Origin of the sequence: Rhizobium sp. 9140, from assembly GCF_900067135.1 — a bacterium.
In the GTDB taxonomy this organism is placed as follows: Bacteria; Pseudomonadota; Alphaproteobacteria; order Rhizobiales; family Rhizobiaceae; genus Ferranicluibacter.
The window spans coordinates 3,474,616-3,489,463 of sequence record NZ_FJUR01000001.1 but is presented as its reverse complement, the minus strand read 5'-3'; the positions used below and the strand labels follow the sequence as shown (position 1 = coordinate 3,489,463).

Annotated in this window: 16 protein-coding genes; 9 read left to right on the top strand and 7 right to left on the bottom strand. The window is 61.7% G+C overall.

The genetic code is table 11. The features are described from left to right. Positions 1-333: 333 nt before the first annotated feature. Positions 334-465, bottom strand: a complete 132-nt coding sequence (locus GA0004734_RS26695; protein WP_280949508.1) for a hypothetical protein — start codon at positions 463-465, stop codon at positions 334-336. Positions 466-576: 111 nt separating this feature from the next. On the opposite strand from GA0004734_RS26695, the gene GA0004734_RS16475 reads away from it, so the two are divergent. From GA0004734_RS16475 to GA0004734_RS16460, 5 genes are read left to right on the top strand one after another with little or no spacing between them, the layout of a single operon-like run. Further along, entirely contained in the window at positions 577-1,380 is an 804-nt protein-coding gene (locus GA0004734_RS16475) for a hypothetical protein (protein WP_139056290.1), read from the top strand. Between the two features lie 18 nt (positions 1,381-1,398). Further along, complete coding sequence (locus tag GA0004734_RS26050; RefSeq protein ID WP_175386431.1) at positions 1,399-1,572, top strand: hypothetical protein; 174 nt, start codon at positions 1,399-1,401, stop codon at positions 1,570-1,572. Positions 1,573-1,584: 12 nt separating this feature from the next. After that, a complete protein-coding gene (locus GA0004734_RS16470; RefSeq protein WP_092935409.1) occupies positions 1,585-1,866 on the top strand; it encodes a hypothetical protein in 282 nt (93 codons plus the stop codon). Beyond that, a complete protein-coding gene (locus tag GA0004734_RS16465; protein ID WP_092935407.1) occupies positions 1,863-2,318 on the top strand; it encodes a hypothetical protein in 456 nt (151 codons plus the stop codon). Before GA0004734_RS16470 ends, GA0004734_RS16465 begins: the two co-directional genes overlap by 4 nt. A gap of 26 nt (positions 2,319-2,344) precedes the next feature. Then, a complete protein-coding gene (locus GA0004734_RS16460) occupies positions 2,345-2,620 on the top strand; it encodes a hypothetical protein (protein WP_092935405.1) in 276 nt (91 codons plus the stop codon). Positions 2,621-2,658: 38 nt separating this feature from the next. Here GA0004734_RS16460 and GA0004734_RS16455 read toward each other — a convergent pair whose 3' ends face one another. Next, positions 2,659-3,126: a hypothetical protein gene (locus tag GA0004734_RS16455; protein ID WP_092935403.1), complete on the bottom strand. Its 468-nt coding sequence runs from the start codon at positions 3,124-3,126 to the stop codon at positions 2,659-2,661. A 418-nt stretch (positions 3,127-3,544) separates the two neighbouring features. Here GA0004734_RS16455 and GA0004734_RS16445 point away from each other — a divergent pair, with 418 nt between their 5' ends. Beyond that, the gene (locus GA0004734_RS16445; protein ID WP_092935399.1) at positions 3,545-3,787 is read left to right on the top strand and encodes a hypothetical protein; all 243 of its coding nucleotides are present in this window, start codon (positions 3,545-3,547) and stop codon (positions 3,785-3,787) included. Positions 3,788-3,920: 133 nt separating this feature from the next. On the opposite strand, the gene GA0004734_RS16440 is transcribed toward GA0004734_RS16445, so the two are convergent. Further along, complete coding sequence (locus GA0004734_RS16440) at positions 3,921-4,856, bottom strand: tyrosine-type recombinase/integrase (protein WP_139056289.1); 936 nt, start codon at positions 4,854-4,856, stop codon at positions 3,921-3,923. A 576-nt stretch (positions 4,857-5,432) separates the two neighbouring features. Here GA0004734_RS16440 and GA0004734_RS16430 point away from each other — a divergent pair. The 3 genes from GA0004734_RS16430 (at position 5,433) to GA0004734_RS16420 (ending at position 8,192) form a co-directional block, all read left to right on the top strand. Further along, a complete protein-coding gene (locus tag GA0004734_RS16430) occupies positions 5,433-5,663 on the top strand; it encodes a hypothetical protein (protein WP_110807777.1) in 231 nt (76 codons plus the stop codon). A gap of 499 nt (positions 5,664-6,162) precedes the next feature. Beyond that, positions 6,163-6,396, top strand: coding sequence for a hypothetical protein (locus GA0004734_RS16425; protein ID WP_092935391.1), 234 nt, complete (start codon positions 6,163-6,165; stop codon positions 6,394-6,396). Between the two features lie 134 nt (positions 6,397-6,530). After that, positions 6,531-8,192, top strand: a complete 1,662-nt coding sequence (locus GA0004734_RS16420) for an AMP-binding protein (protein ID WP_092935389.1) — start codon at positions 6,531-6,533, stop codon at positions 8,190-8,192. A gap of 14 nt (positions 8,193-8,206) precedes the next feature. Here the strand turns inward: GA0004734_RS16420 and GA0004734_RS16415 are convergent, their stop codons facing one another. The 4 genes from GA0004734_RS16415 to secA form a co-directional block, all read right to left on the bottom strand. Next, complete coding sequence (locus tag GA0004734_RS16415) at positions 8,207-9,487, bottom strand: GNAT family N-acetyltransferase (protein ID WP_092935387.1); 1,281 nt, start codon at positions 9,485-9,487, stop codon at positions 8,207-8,209. Continuing rightward, positions 9,484-10,995: a lipopolysaccharide biosynthesis protein gene (locus GA0004734_RS16410; RefSeq protein ID WP_092935385.1), complete on the bottom strand. Its 1,512-nt coding sequence runs from the start codon at positions 10,993-10,995 to the stop codon at positions 9,484-9,486. The genes GA0004734_RS16415 and GA0004734_RS16410 overlap by 4 nt, the downstream gene beginning before the upstream one ends. Before the next feature lie 100 nt (positions 10,996-11,095). Beyond that, the gene (locus GA0004734_RS16405; RefSeq protein ID WP_092936376.1) at positions 11,096-11,737 is read right to left on the bottom strand and encodes a LysE family translocator; all 642 of its coding nucleotides are present in this window, start codon (positions 11,735-11,737) and stop codon (positions 11,096-11,098) included. 180 nt (positions 11,738-11,917) lie between these two features. Further along, positions 11,918-14,638 carry a preprotein translocase subunit SecA gene (gene secA / locus GA0004734_RS16400; protein ID WP_092935383.1) on the bottom strand — a complete coding sequence of 907 codons (2,721 nt, stop codon included), beginning with the start codon at positions 14,636-14,638 and terminating at the stop codon, positions 11,918-11,920. Positions 14,639-14,848 lie beyond the last annotated feature (210 nt).

Below are 14,848 nucleotides of genomic sequence, written 5' to 3'. Positions count from 1 at the left end.
GATCTCGACTTCAGCGTTCTCGTGCCCGTAACCTATCGTAATCCAAGCGATGGAATCCTCCAATTTTTTTGTGCCGCGACCATGCAGACTGGCTATGACGGCTACTTATTAGTGTCAACCAGGATGACTGTGGGGGCGAGGGTAGGCGCAACTTGGTTTTCAACTTCCGGAATTTGCCATAATCTGCAATTTTTGCTCGCAGTTCGCAGTCGGAGGCAACCGGTAAGCGTTGTCCAGCAATTCCAACGAGAGATCTGAGGCTGGTGCCAACAAGGCAGTAGACGCAGCACAAGCCGCCGCGACTATTAGAGACAGCGATACTCTGGATGGTCTTCAGCTAAGATCTAGCGCGATCTTCAATAGGGCTGCGAAGGCTGCACAGGCTGCCACGAACGTCATGCCGACGGCAACGCTCTGGATAATCTTCAGCTGCCGTGTCCGCTTTCCATCCCAGTCATACGTCATCGGCCATCCAGTTGATATCGTCTGAAGCCACGCCAGCCTCCTGATTGTCAGAGAGCCAGTCTACTCGCGTTTGTTGAAGCGAAGCTTGCGCACAACCACAAGGAAATCACTATGACAACCACCACGACGCTGGATCTCCAGCGGCGCCTGCTTGCGCTTGGCTATGACGTCGGAAAGAGCGGCGCGGACGGCCAGTATGGCGGCGATACACGCCGGGCACTGGACGCTGCGCTTCTGCAGCTTGCGACCTTTCGCGGGGCGGCGGAAGTCATTCCTCCTGCTGTGGCCAGCATTAACCGGGACGTGCTCTTCGACAGCATCCGTCGGCAGGGTTTGTTCAATGGGGTGCTGAATTTGTCTCAGGTCGAGGGCATCGAGACGATCCTCGACGGCTGGGATCGCTCGGACCTCACGGATCGCCGCTGGCTCGCTTACATGCTGGCGACCGCCTATCACGAGACCGGTCGCACCATGCAGCCGGTGCGCGAGACGTTCGCTGCGAATGACAACGAAGCGATCAAGATCCTCGATCGCAACTTAGCCGCAGGCAAGCTGTCGTGGGTGAAGACGCCATACTGGCGGAAGGACGCGAACGGCAAGAGCTGGCTCGGCCGTGGCCTGGTGCAGCTGACGCACGAGGCGAACTATCGGACAATGTCCGCGATCCTTGGCGTCGATCTCGTAGGCAACCCGACCTATGCGATGAACCCGGAAATCGCCGTCGAGATCATGATCGAGGGGATGACGCACGGCGCATCATCCAAGGGCGATTTCACCGGCAAGAGTCTCGAAACCTACTTCAATGCTACGACGGAAGACTGGGTCAACGCGCGCCGGATCATCAACGGGATCGAGAGCGCAGACATCGTCGCCGGCTATGGCCGCAAGTTCCATGCAGCCCTGAAGGCTGCCTAACCCCCGAAAGGAAACATCATGGAAAAATACTCGAAGGCCATCGGTGCTGCGCTTGGCGGTGTTGCCACCGGAACCGTTGGCATCCCGTTCATGCCCGATGGCACGCCTTGGTACGGCTACCTTGCGCTCTACGCGCTGACGATCGGGCTTCCGGCCCTCCTGACCTACATCGCGCCGAAGAACGCAGCCTGAGAGCAACCCATCATGTCTGAAACCCATCCCGAACGTCTTATAGAACTCCCTGAAGGGACGCGGGCCTGGCTTGCCGGCCTTCGCCCGAACGAACTCGAAACCCTTCAGGTGGTCGTGACCATGCCAGCAGAAGACGTCGAGGATGGGTTCAAGATGGTGCGTGAGCTGCGCACCGTCACGCGGTTCTTCAAATACCTGATCATCGGCGCCGTCGCGATCTTCATCGCCACGGTCGGTCTTTACGAGAACGTCTTGAAGGTCATTGGCTGGATCAAAGGAGGGCCAACATCATGAAGCGCACACTCTATGGATTCGCCGCCGGCGCGCTCTCCGTTTTCGTGGCGGTGACGTCCTTCAACATGGCGGTGATGGTTGTCGATCGAGAGCCGCCTATCACCTATCAGGGCGCGCACGCTTTGGCGGATCAAGTCGACCAGGGCGGGACGATCGAGGTCGAATACAAAGTCTTTCGCAGCCGCATCTGCCCGGTCGCGGCGAAGCGCTGGCTGTACGACGCCGCAGGGCAGCGGCATTCCGTGCCGCAGTACACCGTCGGCGCGGATGTGACGGCGGGGCGGGAGACGTACCGACGGACGATCACGATCCCGCCTTCGGCCGCGATCGGCCCGGCTTGGTATGAGGTCGTTCTCGACTACACATGCAATCCACTGCAAAGGCTCATCGGCGGGCCTCAGGTCACGTCGCCGCCCGTCCGGTTCTCGATCGTGCCTGGGCGAGCGCCGTAGCGCTTTTCTCTGGACATCCGGCGCCTATGTCTCTGGTCATGAACTCCTACGAAAGCCAGTTCCGCGCCATCGTTGGCGAAGATTACGACCCCTCGCAAGACCTCGGGGCGGAGCAGGCGCGCAAGCTATCGGCATTGATTTTCGGCATGCCCGAAGTGCAAATCACCCGGGATCGTTTTTTCATCGAGTACGAGGGCTGGAGCCTCGATCAGAACGTCTATCTCTCAGTGATGGTGACGGATGACCACAAGGCCGGTGCGAAAGCGATCTGCGAGCCGCATAACCGGATAGGCGAGACCTGAGACACCCCGCACGCGTTTTCTGCGCGGTGGGAGCGGCGTCAGTGCCGGTCTGTCTTGATGAGGTAGCGGTAGCCCTCAATCCCTGCCGCGATCGTATCGCGATCCAGTGGCGCCTCCGTCGACAAGATGACATGACTGCCATGTCGCAGCATGATCCTGCGGTTCGGCGTCCAGTGCAGGATAGCGAAGAAGGCCGCTCGCGCTGCATAGATATTGCTCGCACCGGCCATGCGCTCCGTACGCTTGCCATAGGCGTCCACCATGTCGATAGCGTGCACGAACTGGTCCCCGAAAAAGTTCTCTCGATTGGCTTCGGGCATGTCTTCCACCTGATCGGCGTAGCAGACTTCACAGAAGAATTGCCCGTCCGGCTCGACAAGCCATGCGTCCACAGGCCGTCCATCGATCTTACCACGCGCCTTGAAGCAGATGCGCCAGGTCTCCTTGTACCGGACAAGCTTCAGATGTGAAGGGTAGGGGATCTGCCTTGGTCGCGGGTAGGCCATCGGCCGGGCCTCAGTAGCTCATCTTCCGCTCGCCGTTCTCATCGCGAGGGACATGGGGGTAGCACCACCACTCCGTCACGCCACGGCCCCGGTCATATCCGAATGAACCCCAGGCACGGCACCCCGGCTCGACGCAGTAGTGCTCGTACATCTCCATCTTGCCGGTAGATGCCGTTCTGTTTTCGTCGCTCATGGTGGGACTCGCTGCCTGAATACTGAGTTTTCGTTCTCAGTATGTTCTCACGGCAATCTGAGTCAAGCTGCATGGCTGATAGGCGCATCTGTAGCGGCTGAGTGAAACGCCGCCTTGAAAAGGCTCAGGGTTCTTGAAGCTTCCCAAGCTGAATACGGCCGTGCCGACGATTGACTTGCCGAAGAATAATTCTCACGGTCATCCTTCTAAAATGTGGGGGTGAGAATGGACTCGCTAGATCAGTATTACGAGTTGCTCAAGCAGGCGCCTGTGGCGCTTCCGAGCCTATTATTCGGCACCGTAGGTGTGACGTGGGCGGTCTGCCACTTCGTCTACAAGAGCCGTCTGGAGAGCAAGGACGAGCGAATCCAGCGGCACCTCGACACCATTCGTGATCTTGAACGAAAGCTGGTTGGGCAGCCGTCAAAGGCGGATGACTTCGACGTGATTGATGGTGGGACCTTTTGACCTGATGCCCTAATCAGGACCGATTGCGGACCGCTTCATTGGACAGATCAAGAACAGGTGAGAACGAACCGTATCCAATATTGCCGGAAATGCTGGGTTTGCGCGAAGCCGACGCCGTTCGGGACGGGGCTTCTCAGAGATCCGTGTCGAACTGGTAGAGGTTGTGCCGGTCGGCCACTACCCGGCCGGAGTTCCGCGGGTTGGCATACGTGCCGAGAAACACGTTGATGCTGCGCCAGCCGCCGGCATCCATCGCGGACTTGATATCTATCCCCATGGCGAGGGTGTTATTCGCAAAAGCGTGCCGGCCGCATGTATGTGACGGCTTATAGGAAATCCCTGCGCGAGCGCAGACGGCGGCAATGCGCTCGTTGACGGAATGCCGGTTGGTGTAGCGAAACACTCTTCCGTCGGGCGATGCATTCGGCGACGCTGCATAGAGCCGGGCGACGAGCTGGTCTGTCAGATGGCGCGTCGAGTTGTGATCCGTCTTGGTCTTGACCAGCAGCGCAGTGCGCCCCGCAAGGTCGACGTTCCGCCATTGAAGCGCGACGGCCTCCGATACGCGAGCGCCTGTCTGGCTCATGAAGAGCACGAGGTTGGCAAGGTGCTCCAGGCGATCAAGCGAGCACTGGCGAACGAATGCGTGCAGCCACGCCTGCGACGCTGCCTTCTTCCTTTTCGGCCTATCCTCTTTCATGTTTTTGATTCGGACGATGTCACCCCAGCCGCGATCATAGGCGTGATTGAGCACGGCGCGGATTGGTGTGATGACGCATCTATTCCGGGTCGAGTTGCGCTGCGTTGGCAGAAGCTGTTTCGCCAGCTCGCGCACATCGAACGGATAAATCGAGCTTAAGGCGGCCGAGCCGATGTGCTGTGAAATGGCATCGAGGTACTTTGCTTCGCCGCCATGCTCGATGTAGCTGGCGGCGGCTTCCGAAAATGTCTTCGGTGTGGAGAGGGCACGCTGAACGAACGGCTGCTGGGTTGTCCGGAACATTTCATTCATGAATTTTTCCGTACCTGTTTGGCCATGACGCACCAAAAGGTGCGGGCGGTTGTGCAAAACGGATAGTCTTTTCAATGGGAGTAGATGACTAGGTGCGGGGTCATTATCTAATTGTAATCGTTGCAAGATTTCACGACGGCATGGGGCACCATTCCACCTGAAATTTCGGATCCAAGCTCGCTCATGTCCTCGCCTAGGACCGACGTTCGCACGCTCTTTCCGTCTCTTGAACTTCCGACGTATTGCTTCATCTCTTACCCTGTAGGGCGGGAGAAGCCAGGATGGTCGAGGCGCGGTATGGGGTGCGGCAGGAGCGGAGCGGGGGTTGGACGGTCATCGATGAGGTAACCGGGCTGCCGGCGGCGTCGGATGGGCGGGATTTGACGGGGCTTGAGCGGGAGGATGCGCGCGATATTGCGGATGTTCTGAACCGGGACGATCGATCGCGGCGGCAGAGTTCGTTGGTCTAGCGCTGGGGTTTTAGCACGGAGTACAGGCGCTGCAGCTTTGCCTGTGGATGTGAGATCACGTTTATGAGATGGCGGTTCGTTCTGCATCTGTCGGATATCGCGGTGCGACAGGATGCGTTAGGTTGAACCGCCGACGCCGAGCACGCGGGCCTTGGGAGTGAAAATGCAAACGCCGGATTTCATACCTCGCCAATTGCTGCCGGATCCTGTTGAGGAAAGCGCCAACCGGCTTGCAGAACACGTGGCCGGCGTTCACATGGAAACCGGTGAGTTCAGCATTATGACCATCACGGTCGAGGACGTCGTGATCGACGGGGTCGATATGGGCGACTACGAGGTCGTCGTTCGCCAGGTCAAGGCGCCGGAATTTTTGGATCTCGATGCCGAGGAGTGATCGGCCAGTCCGTGTCTTCGGTATCGCGGGCCTGATATTTCCCAAATGATACGCGGCGCCATTGCAAGCGGGCGCCACTGCAAGCGTCGGCGACGAGTCTATGCCCTTCATCTCTCGAGTGCGCGCGAGCGGACGAATGTCCAGGTCGTGCTTTACCAGAGGCGATGAAAATCAGGGGAAAGGGTGCGCGGACGCTCTACAAACCGCGCGTGGCCAGACAATCGCACGGCAATCCTGAAGGCTTGGTAAAGATTGCTGGGCCTTCTGCGCTTCCGGCGCACGCTTCTCTCAAGCTTTTTATTTTTAAGGTCTTTTTTTGCTGAAGCACCGGCGCGGCCATGTCGTCCCCTCAGGAAATCGGGATGATCGTCTCATGTCGAGACACAAGCGGAAGCTTCTTAACCGGCCTGATGCAAGGCGTTTGTCGGAAGGGGACAGGGCGTGTCATTCTGAACCCGAACCTTACATATCGGGAGACGCTTCCTTGGCGCAGGCATGCATGACAGTTTTCCCGCAGAGGGCACCCGAAAGAGGCCCGGAACGCGAAGTCGATATCGTCACGAGCGCGGTCTTTGCATGGTGTGCCGAGAGGCGGATCGGTTTGCGGACACAGGCCGGCGTCAGTGCAGCGAGCGCTGCCATCGAGCTTTTCGAGCGCGGCTACCGGACGCCGGATGCGCTCTTTCATGCGCTGCATGGCCTGAGCGGTACGGAGATGGCGCACTACGGCTGAGGCATGACCGGATCCCGTGGGCATGCTGTCTCAACGCTGGTCGTCGCGTGGCGGCGGTTGATTGATCTGCCGGCCGGGGCGGTGATAGGGTTAGAGGCTGCCGCCTTGTCGGCATCTTCTTCCCAAGGCGGTTCATGCTCCCGACGTCTCCCACCTATGAAGCCCTGATCCGGGCGTTTGCCTGGGACATTCCGCACCGGTTCAACATCGGCGTGGCCGTGAGCGATGCCTGGGCTGCACAGACGCCGGAACGGGTCTGCCTCCAGCATTTCAGCCCCGACGGCGATCACGAGGCACTGACCTACGGGGCCTTTGCCGCACGATCCTCTTCGCTTGCCGTCGGGCTTCTGGCGCGTGGCGTTCGCCCGGGTGAGCGTATCGCCATTCTGCTGCCGCAGGGTTTCGAGGCAGCAATCGCGCATGCGGCGATCTACAAGCTCGGCGGCATCGCCCTGCCGCTGGCGCTGCTCTTCGGCGTGGAGGCTTTGGAATACCGGCTGAGGGATGCCGGCGCCTGCGTCGTGGTTACGGATCGTTCCGGGGCTTTGCGGCTTCAAGACATCAGGGCGCGATTGCCGGATCTGCGGCTGATCGTCTGCACGGACGAGGGAGAGGGGGCAGGCGACACGATCGGGTTCGATGTGCTGGCGGCAACCGACGCAAGCGGCTTCGTTGCGGCGGAGACCGGGCCGGACGATCCGGCCCTGATGATCTACACCTCCGGCACGACCGGGCCGCCCAAGGGGGCGCTGCATGGACACCGCGTCCTGCTCGGCCATCTCCCCGGCTTCCAGTTTCACCATGCCGGCCTGCCGCAGGCGGGCGATCGCATGTGGACGCCGGCCGACTGGGCCTGGGCGGGTGGGCTCCTCAATGCGCTTCTGCCGTCGTTGATGCTCGGCGTTCCCGTCGTATCCTCGCCCGCGCAAAAGTTCGATCCGCATATGGCGTTCCGCATCCTGTCGGAGATGAAGGTACGCAATGCCTTCATTCCGCCGACGGCCCTGCGGTTGATGAAGGCGGTGGAGAACCCCAAGGCGCAGTACGCTTTCGATCTGCGAACGGTAGGGGCGGCGGGAGAGGCGCTGGGGCGCAAGACCTTCGAGCAGGCGTCCAAAGCGCTTGGCGTCGAGATCGCCGAGTTCTACGGGCAGACGGAATGCAACATCGTCATTTCCTCCAGTGCTGCCTATGGCGTTCTGAAGGCGGGATCGATGGGCAAGGCGGCGCCGGGCCATGTGATCGGGATCATCGACGATGACGGGCAGGTTCTGCCGCGGGGCGAGGTGGGGCAGGTTGCCGTGCGGCGGCCCGATCCGGTGATGTTCCTCGGCTATTGGGGAAACGCTGCGGCGACGCAGGCGAAATTCATCGGCGACTGGATGACGACCGGGGACCAGGCCGTGATGGACGAGGAGGGCTATATCAGCTTCTTCGGGCGGGACGACGATGTCATCACGTCGTCCGGATTTCGGATCGGGCCGGGCGAGGTCGAGGATTGCCTGATCGGCCATCCCGCCGTCAGCATGGCCGCCGTCATCGGCAAGCCGGATCCGGTTCGCACGGAAATCGTGAAAGCCTATGTGGTGCTAGCCGAGGGGTATATCGCCTCGGACGTCCTAGTGGCTGCGCTTTCCGACTGGGTGAAGACGCGGCTGTCGATGCATGAATATCCGCGCGAGGTGGCCTTTGTGGATGCGCTGCCGCTGACGACGTCGGGCAAGATCGTTCGGCGGCTGCTTAGGGACGCTGATGTCCCGGAGCAATTGGCTCGGGAGGAAGGCTCCGCGTCGTAAGCGCTGCTCTCGTCTTACCGAAAGGTTTTCGGCGTCAGCGCGCGCATCTTCTCGCGCAGCAGGCGGGCCATGTTGCGGGTGTTGCGGTAGAGGTGGAGCTGGGTCGCGACCTGGCGCACGTCGCGATCACGATTGGCGCGCAAGCCGATGACCAGTGTTCCCATCTCCTCGCGCTCTTTCCAGAACCGGCTCATGATCGGGTGATCGGGCACCGCACAGCTGTCGGACTTGAGGATGTTCGCATCGTCGAGATGCCACTCCGTCAGTTCGCGCAGCAGCAGCTTGCCGGGAGAGTAGCGGGCGTAGGTCTCGTCATAGCCGGTTTTCCACGTATAGGCTTCGCCACCCATCATGAAGACGACCATCGATGCGATGGCCACGCCATCAAGGTCGATGGTATGGATGCGCACGGCATCGGCTTCGGCAAGATTGGTGATCGCTTCCCGGGCGAACGCTGCGCGGTAGCGGTCCATGACGATCGCGCTGCGCTGGCGGCCCTTCCAGCCGGAGGCTTCCAGCGCGAGGAACTCCTCCATGCGCAGACGGATGTCTTCCGGCTGGCGTGCGACGGAATGGGTGACGGTGCCGAGGCGCGACAGAAGGGTCCACTGGCGGCGCAGCTCGCGCAAATGTGCAGGGCTGATGGCGCCGCGCAGATAGGTATCGCCATCCAGCAGGCTGTCGAGGACGGGCCGGCTGAACGTGTCAGTGACGGTGAGCGGCAAGTTGCGGCTGATGGCGACGGCGCGGGCGAGACGCGCCAGAGGCCCCTTCAGGCGGATATCGGGCAGCACCAGGATCGGCGGCAGGCCGGCATCGGGATTGGCCAGCGCGTCGAACAGGTTGTCGAGCGTTTCCGCAGCTTCCTCCGTATCCAAGAGCGGCGTGCCGAGCGGACCGAAGGGATTGGACCAGGCACGGATAATCGGCGAGCCGATGGCAAAGCCCGGCCTTTCCACGGAAAACGGCATCAGGAAACGCAGACGGCTACGCGTCTCGCTGCGGTCGCGGATGACGGCGAGCCGCACCACGCGATCCTCGAGCCGGGGCATGGCCGGTGCCAGGAAGCGGCCGGAAAAGAACACGTTGGGTTCGATGGCGCGGTTGGACAGGAAATCGAGTTCTTCCTGAAGGTCGTAGCCGGCGCGGGCAGGGTAGACACAGAATTCCCGACCCGGACGCCCGGTCCGCACCAGCGTCTCGGCCGGGACGTGGTCGTTGCCCAGTTGCCCGCGGCGGGGCAGCTGCGAGGGACGGCTGTTGGCGTCTGTCGGGAACTGGGGCGTGACGCTCATGGTCGGCTGGCCTCTGCATCCATCGGTCTGGTCGTCGTCTGGTCCATATCGAGAAGTCCCCTATCAGGAAGGCCCCTATCAGGAAGTGTAGTATCGACGGGTCCGGACTGGGGAGCGGCAAAGGCGAAGAGCCGGATGCCGAAGGTGTGACGCACGGCAAGGTGCAGCAATGTCGCTTCGACCATCATGGCGCCGGCTGTTGCCATGGCGGCACCCGTCAGCCCGAAGACGGGAATGAGGGTGACGTTGAGCGCGAGATTGGCGGCAAGGGCTGCGGCGTAGAGTTTGACGCAGAGCGCCTGCTGGCCTCCCATGGTGAGCAGCGCCTCCGCCGGGCCGATGAGCGCCTTGGCCATGATGCCCGCAAAGAGGATCGCCATCAGCGGGTAACCGGAGAGGAAGGCCGGCCCGAACAGCGAGAGAAGGAAACTGCCGGACGCCAGGACGCAGCCCCCGACGAACAGCGACGGCCAGAAGCACCATCTGGCGCTTTCGATGGCGATGGCAGACAGTTGCTGCCTATCGGGCCTGCCCATGCCCGACTTTCCCATCGCAGCGGAGAAACGCGGCGCGGCGGCAGCCTTGACGGCGAACATCACGAAATGAACGAGCGCCATCGTCTTTGCGGCGGCAAAATAGATCGCGACGCTTTCCGGATCGAGCGCGATGCCGACCAGCACGACATCCGAATTCGTCAGCATGAAGCCGAAGCCCTCGATGAGAAAGATCGGCAAGGCGACGCGAAGCCAGGTGCGGAATTCGAGGCGCAGCGGGCCGGCGAGATAGCGCCTGCGCAGGCGCCATGTGAGAATGAAGAACTGCCCGACGCTCGTGACATAGGTGGCCACCATGGCGGCGATCATCGCGGTCCGTGCGGTGGACGGCTCGCCGGCCCAGACGGCGCCGACCATGAAGGCAAGGATGAGGACGGGCCGGACGATGTAGGTGGGGCTGAGGGCCGAGACTGCCCAGCTGTGCGCCCGCGAGGTGCCGTCCATCACGTCGCCGAGCGCGATCATCGGCAGGGCGAAGATGCCGAGATACAGCGGAACGAGATAATAGCCGTTGACGAGATCTCCGAAGACGACCAGCCCGCCGATGCCGACGACCGCAAGCACGGTGGCCGACAGGAGGGCGAAGATGCGCACCGTCGCCGTCATGCCGCGGATTTCGTCCAGCGCGTTGACGGCGTGATATTGCGGCACGAAGCGGATGATGGCGGTGTGGAAGCCAAGGCAGGAGAGGTTTCCGAAGAGCACGACCAGCACCCAGACGAAAACGAAGATGCCGTATTCGAACTCGCCCATCATGCGCGCCATGATGATCTGCGAAACGAAGGCGATGCCAGCGCTGATCACGCGGATGGCGAAGGCGACGAGCGCCATGCGCTGGGCGAGGTGCTTCGGGTCATCGCTGGTGAGCAGCGGCTCCAGCCGGCGTATATGCGGCAGAAGCCGGTCTTTCAGACCCGGCGGCAGAATTCGTTCTGCCGTTTGACACGCTGCCATGAACACGAAACGCTACCCGACCTGTACGCAGTACGACAAGGCGGGATGATGCGGTATCGGCGTTAATATTCCGTTGGGATGGACGCTCGAATAGCAGGGATTACGCCCGGCTCAACGCCACGTTGAGGCCGAGCCCGACGAGGATCGTGCCGCCGATCTTCTGCATCAGGCGCTCGGCTCGACCCGAGGTGCGCAGCCGCGCGAGAACCGCTTCGGCAAGCAGAACGCAGACGATATCCGCCAGCGAAAACATCATGTTGACGATGGTGCCGAGCACGGCGAACTGCACCCAGACGGGAATCGCGGCTGAGGGATCCACGAATTGCGGCAGGAAGGCGAGGAAGAAGATGGCCGTCTTCGGGTTCAGCACCTCGACCATCATGCTCTCGACGAAAGCGCGTCGGGCAGATTTCGGAGCATGGCCGGGCGCGGCGCTCACGTCGCTTTCGCTGCGGGCCGGTGTGCGGAACAGGACGATGCCGAGATAGACGAGGTAGGCAGCGCCCGCGAGCTTCACGGCCAGATAAGCGGTCGGCACGGCCTGGAAGAGCATGGACAGGCCAGCCGCTGCGGCGATCACGTGGACGTAGCAGCCGAGATGGATGCCAAGCGTTGCCATGAGGCCGGCGCGCCTGTTGGCCGCGACGGTACGGGCGGCGACGTAGAGCATGGCAGGGCCGGGCAGGAACGCAAACAGGCCTGCGGTGATGAGGAACGGAAGAAAGAGATCCAGCGATGTCATCGTCCGCTCCATCCGGCGCATCGAAAAAGTAGAATGGACTATGGCAGGTCGTGGACAGCCTGCAAAGTGTCTTTAAGCAGCGTTCGATGGAGGAGGAGCTGGACGGCCTTCCCTAAAAACAATAACGCCACGCTCGTCATCGAAGCGTGGCGTTGTCGTGGTTGGTAAAAAAAGCTTGCCTCAGGCCTCTGTGGCCTCAAACGCACCGTGGCAGTGCTTGTACTTCTTGCCGGAGCCGCAGGGGCAGGCCTCGTTGCGGGAGACGCGGCCCCAGGTGGCCGGGTTGGTCGGGTCGCGATGTTCCGGGGCCACCACGGCGAGGTTGCGCTCGTCGGAGAATTCGTCTTCGCCCGTCTGTGCATCGATGTGGTGGCCGAACATTTCCGGCGGCTCGGGCTGCGGCGCCTGTGCAGCATCACGCACGAGCTCCACACGCATAAGCTGTGCGGTGACACCCTGGCGCAGGTTGGTCAGGAGCGCCTGGAACAGCTCGAAGGCCTCGCCCTTGTACTCCTGTAGCGGATCGCGCTGGGCATAGCCGCGGAAGCCGATGACCGAGCGCAGGTGGTCAAGATTGACGATATGCTCGCGCCAGAGATGGTCGAGCGTTTGCAGCACGACGGAACGCTCGACATAGCGCATGATCTCCGGGCCGAAGCGTTCGGCACGCTCGGCATTGGCCTGATCGGCCGCCGCCAGAATGCGCTCGCGGATATCGTTCTCGTCGATACCTTCCTCGGCCGCCCATGCGGCGATGGGCAGGTCGAGGTTGAGCGTTTCGCGCACGTCGGTGTTCAAGCCGTCGACATCCCACTGTTCGGCATAGGCTTTTTCCGGGATGCGCTTGGCGACGATGTCTTCGATGACCTCGTGGCGCATGTCGGCCACGGTCTCCGACACGTCCTCGCTGTCCATCATCTCGATGCGCTGCTCGAAAATAACCTTGCGCTGATCGTTCAGAACGTCGTCATATTTCAGCAGGTTCTTGCGCGTGTCGAAGTTGCGCGCCTCGACCTTCTTCTGCGCGCGTTCCAGAGCCTTGTTGATCCAGGGATGGACGATGGCCTCGCCTTCCTTCAGGCCGAGCTTCTGCAGCATCGAGTCCATGCGCTCGGAGCCGAAGATGCGCATCAGGTCGTCCTGCAGCGACAGGTAGAACTTCGAGCGGCCCGGGTCGCCCTGACGGCCGGAACGGCCGCGCAGCTGGTTGTCGATGCGGCGGCTTTCGTGTCGCTCGGTCGCGAGAACGTAGAGACCGCCGGCGGCCAGCGCCTTCTGCTTCAGCACCTGAACCTCGGCCTTGATGGCGGCTTCGCGCTGGTCTCGCTCGGGGCCTGGCTCCACGTCGTGAAGCTCGGCTTCGATGCGCATGTCGAGGTTACCGCCGAGCTGGATGTCGGTCCCGCGGCCAGCCATGTTGGTGGCGATCGTCACGGCACCGGGAACGCCGGCCTGGGAGACGATATAGGCTTCCTGCTCGTGATAGCGGGCGTTCAGGACCTGAAACCCGGTAAAGCCCTCGCGCTTGAGAAGAGCGGCCAGAAGCTCGGACTTTTCGATCGACGTCGTGCCGACGAGCACGGGCTGGTCGCGTTCCTTCGCTTGGCGGATTTCCTCGACGATCGCCTTGAACTTCTCTTCCGTCGTCCGGTAGACCTCGTCATGGTCGTCGATACGCTGGATCGGCAGGTTGGTGGGAACTTCCACGACTTCAAGGCCGTAGATGTTGCCGAATTCTTCGGCTTCCGTCGAGGCCGTGCCGGTCATGCCGCCGAGCTTCTCGTACATGCGGAAGTAATTCTGGAAGGTGATGGAGGCGAGCGTCTGGTTCTCGGGCTGGATCGTCACCTTTTCCTTCGCTTCGAGCGCCTGGTGCTGGCCTTCGGAATAGCGACGGCCCGGCATCATGCGGCCCGTGAACTCGTCGATGATGACGATCTCGTCGCCGCGAACGATGTAGTCCTTGTCGCGCTGGAAGAGCTTGTGGGCCTTCAGCGCGTTGTTGACGTGGTGGACGATCGCGACGTTCTCGACGTCATAGAGCGTCTCGCCCTTCAGCAGCCCGGCATCGCGCAGCAGGTTTTCCAGCTTCTCGGTGCCGTCTTCGGAGAAGTTGGCCGAACGCTGCTTCTCATCGATCTCGTAGTCGGCCTCGTCCAGCATGGGGATGAAGGCATCGATGGTCGTGTAGAGTTCCGAGCGGTCGTCGAGCGGGCCGGAAATGATCAGCGGCGTGCGGGCTTCATCGACGAGGATCGAGTCTACTTCGTCGACGATGGCGAAGAAATGGCCGCGCTGGACCATCTGGACACGCTCGTACTTCATGTTGTCGCGCAGATAGTCGAAGCCGAGTTCGTTGTTGGTCGCATAGGTGATATCGCAGGCATAAGCCGCCTTGCGCTGGTCGTCGGTCAGGCCGTGGACGATGACGCCCGTGGACAGGCCGAGAAAGCCGTAGATGCGGGCCATGGTGGCCGAGTCGCGGCTGGCGAGGTAGTCGTTGACCGTGACGACGTGCACGCCCTTGCCGGCGAGCGCGTTGAGATAAACGGGGAGCGTCGCGACCAGCGTCTTACCTTCGCCGGTCTTCATTTCGGCAATGGACTTTTCATGCAGGATCATGCCGCCGATCAGCTGCACGTCGAAGGGGCGCAGGCCGAGCACGCGGCGGGCCGCCTCCCGGGCGACGGCAAAGGCCGGCACCAGAAGGTCGTCCAGCGTCTTCCCGGCGGCGATCTGCTCCCGGAACTCGACGGTCTTGGCCGCGAGGGCTTCGTCGCTCAGCGCCTGCATTTCGGGCTCGAGCGCGGTGATTGCGGCAACACGGGTGTTGTAGCCCTTGACGCGGCGATCGTTGGAGGACCCGAAGAGTTTGCGGGCGAGGCCGCCGAGACTGACCATGGGAGATGGTCCTTTCATGTGACGTCGGCGTTCCGCGCGTGGGTCTGAATTCCCGTCAACTGCGCCAAAACGCCCGGATCTTGTTCTGGACGCGAGGTTGCGTGACAGATAAGAGGGGGGTCGAATGATGTCAACGGGAGTTGCTGACCGACGTTTCGCTGAAAATGCCGGTTTTGCAAGGCTACACAACGGCCACATTCTGGTGATTGT

Coding starts and splice junctions, on each gene's coding strand:
- GA0004734_RS16425 (WP_092935391.1), top strand. CDS start 6,163: ATGACAGTTTTCCCGCAGAGGGCACCCGAAAGAGGCCCGGAACGCGAA.
- GA0004734_RS16420 (WP_092935389.1), top strand. CDS start 6,531: ATGCTCCCGACGTCTCCCACCTATGAAGCCCTGATCCGGGCGTTTGCC.
- GA0004734_RS26050 (WP_175386431.1), top strand. CDS start 1,399: ATGGAAAAATACTCGAAGGCCATCGGTGCTGCGCTTGGCGGTGTTGCC.
- GA0004734_RS26695 (WP_280949508.1), bottom strand. CDS start 465: ATGACGTATGACTGGGATGGAAAGCGGACACGGCAGCTGAAGATTATC.
- GA0004734_RS16415 (WP_092935387.1), bottom strand. CDS start 9,487: ATGAGCGTCACGCCCCAGTTCCCGACAGACGCCAACAGCCGTCCCTCG.
- GA0004734_RS16465 (WP_092935407.1), top strand. CDS start 1,863: ATGAAGCGCACACTCTATGGATTCGCCGCCGGCGCGCTCTCCGTTTTC.
- GA0004734_RS16455 (WP_092935403.1), bottom strand. CDS start 3,126: ATGGCCTACCCGCGACCAAGGCAGATCCCCTACCCTTCACATCTGAAG.
- GA0004734_RS16410 (WP_092935385.1), bottom strand. CDS start 10,995: ATGGCAGCGTGTCAAACGGCAGAACGAATTCTGCCGCCGGGTCTGAAA.
- GA0004734_RS16470 (WP_092935409.1), top strand. CDS start 1,585: ATGTCTGAAACCCATCCCGAACGTCTTATAGAACTCCCTGAAGGGACG.
- secA (WP_092935383.1), bottom strand. CDS start 14,638: ATGGTCAGTCTCGGCGGCCTCGCCCGCAAACTCTTCGGGTCCTCCAAC.
- GA0004734_RS16405 (WP_092936376.1), bottom strand. CDS start 11,737: ATGACATCGCTGGATCTCTTTCTTCCGTTCCTCATCACCGCAGGCCTG.
- GA0004734_RS16475 (WP_139056290.1), top strand. CDS start 577: ATGACAACCACCACGACGCTGGATCTCCAGCGGCGCCTGCTTGCGCTT.
- GA0004734_RS16445 (WP_092935399.1), top strand. CDS start 3,545: ATGGACTCGCTAGATCAGTATTACGAGTTGCTCAAGCAGGCGCCTGTG.
- GA0004734_RS16430 (WP_110807777.1), top strand. CDS start 5,433: ATGCAAACGCCGGATTTCATACCTCGCCAATTGCTGCCGGATCCTGTT.
- GA0004734_RS16460 (WP_092935405.1), top strand. CDS start 2,345: ATGTCTCTGGTCATGAACTCCTACGAAAGCCAGTTCCGCGCCATCGTT.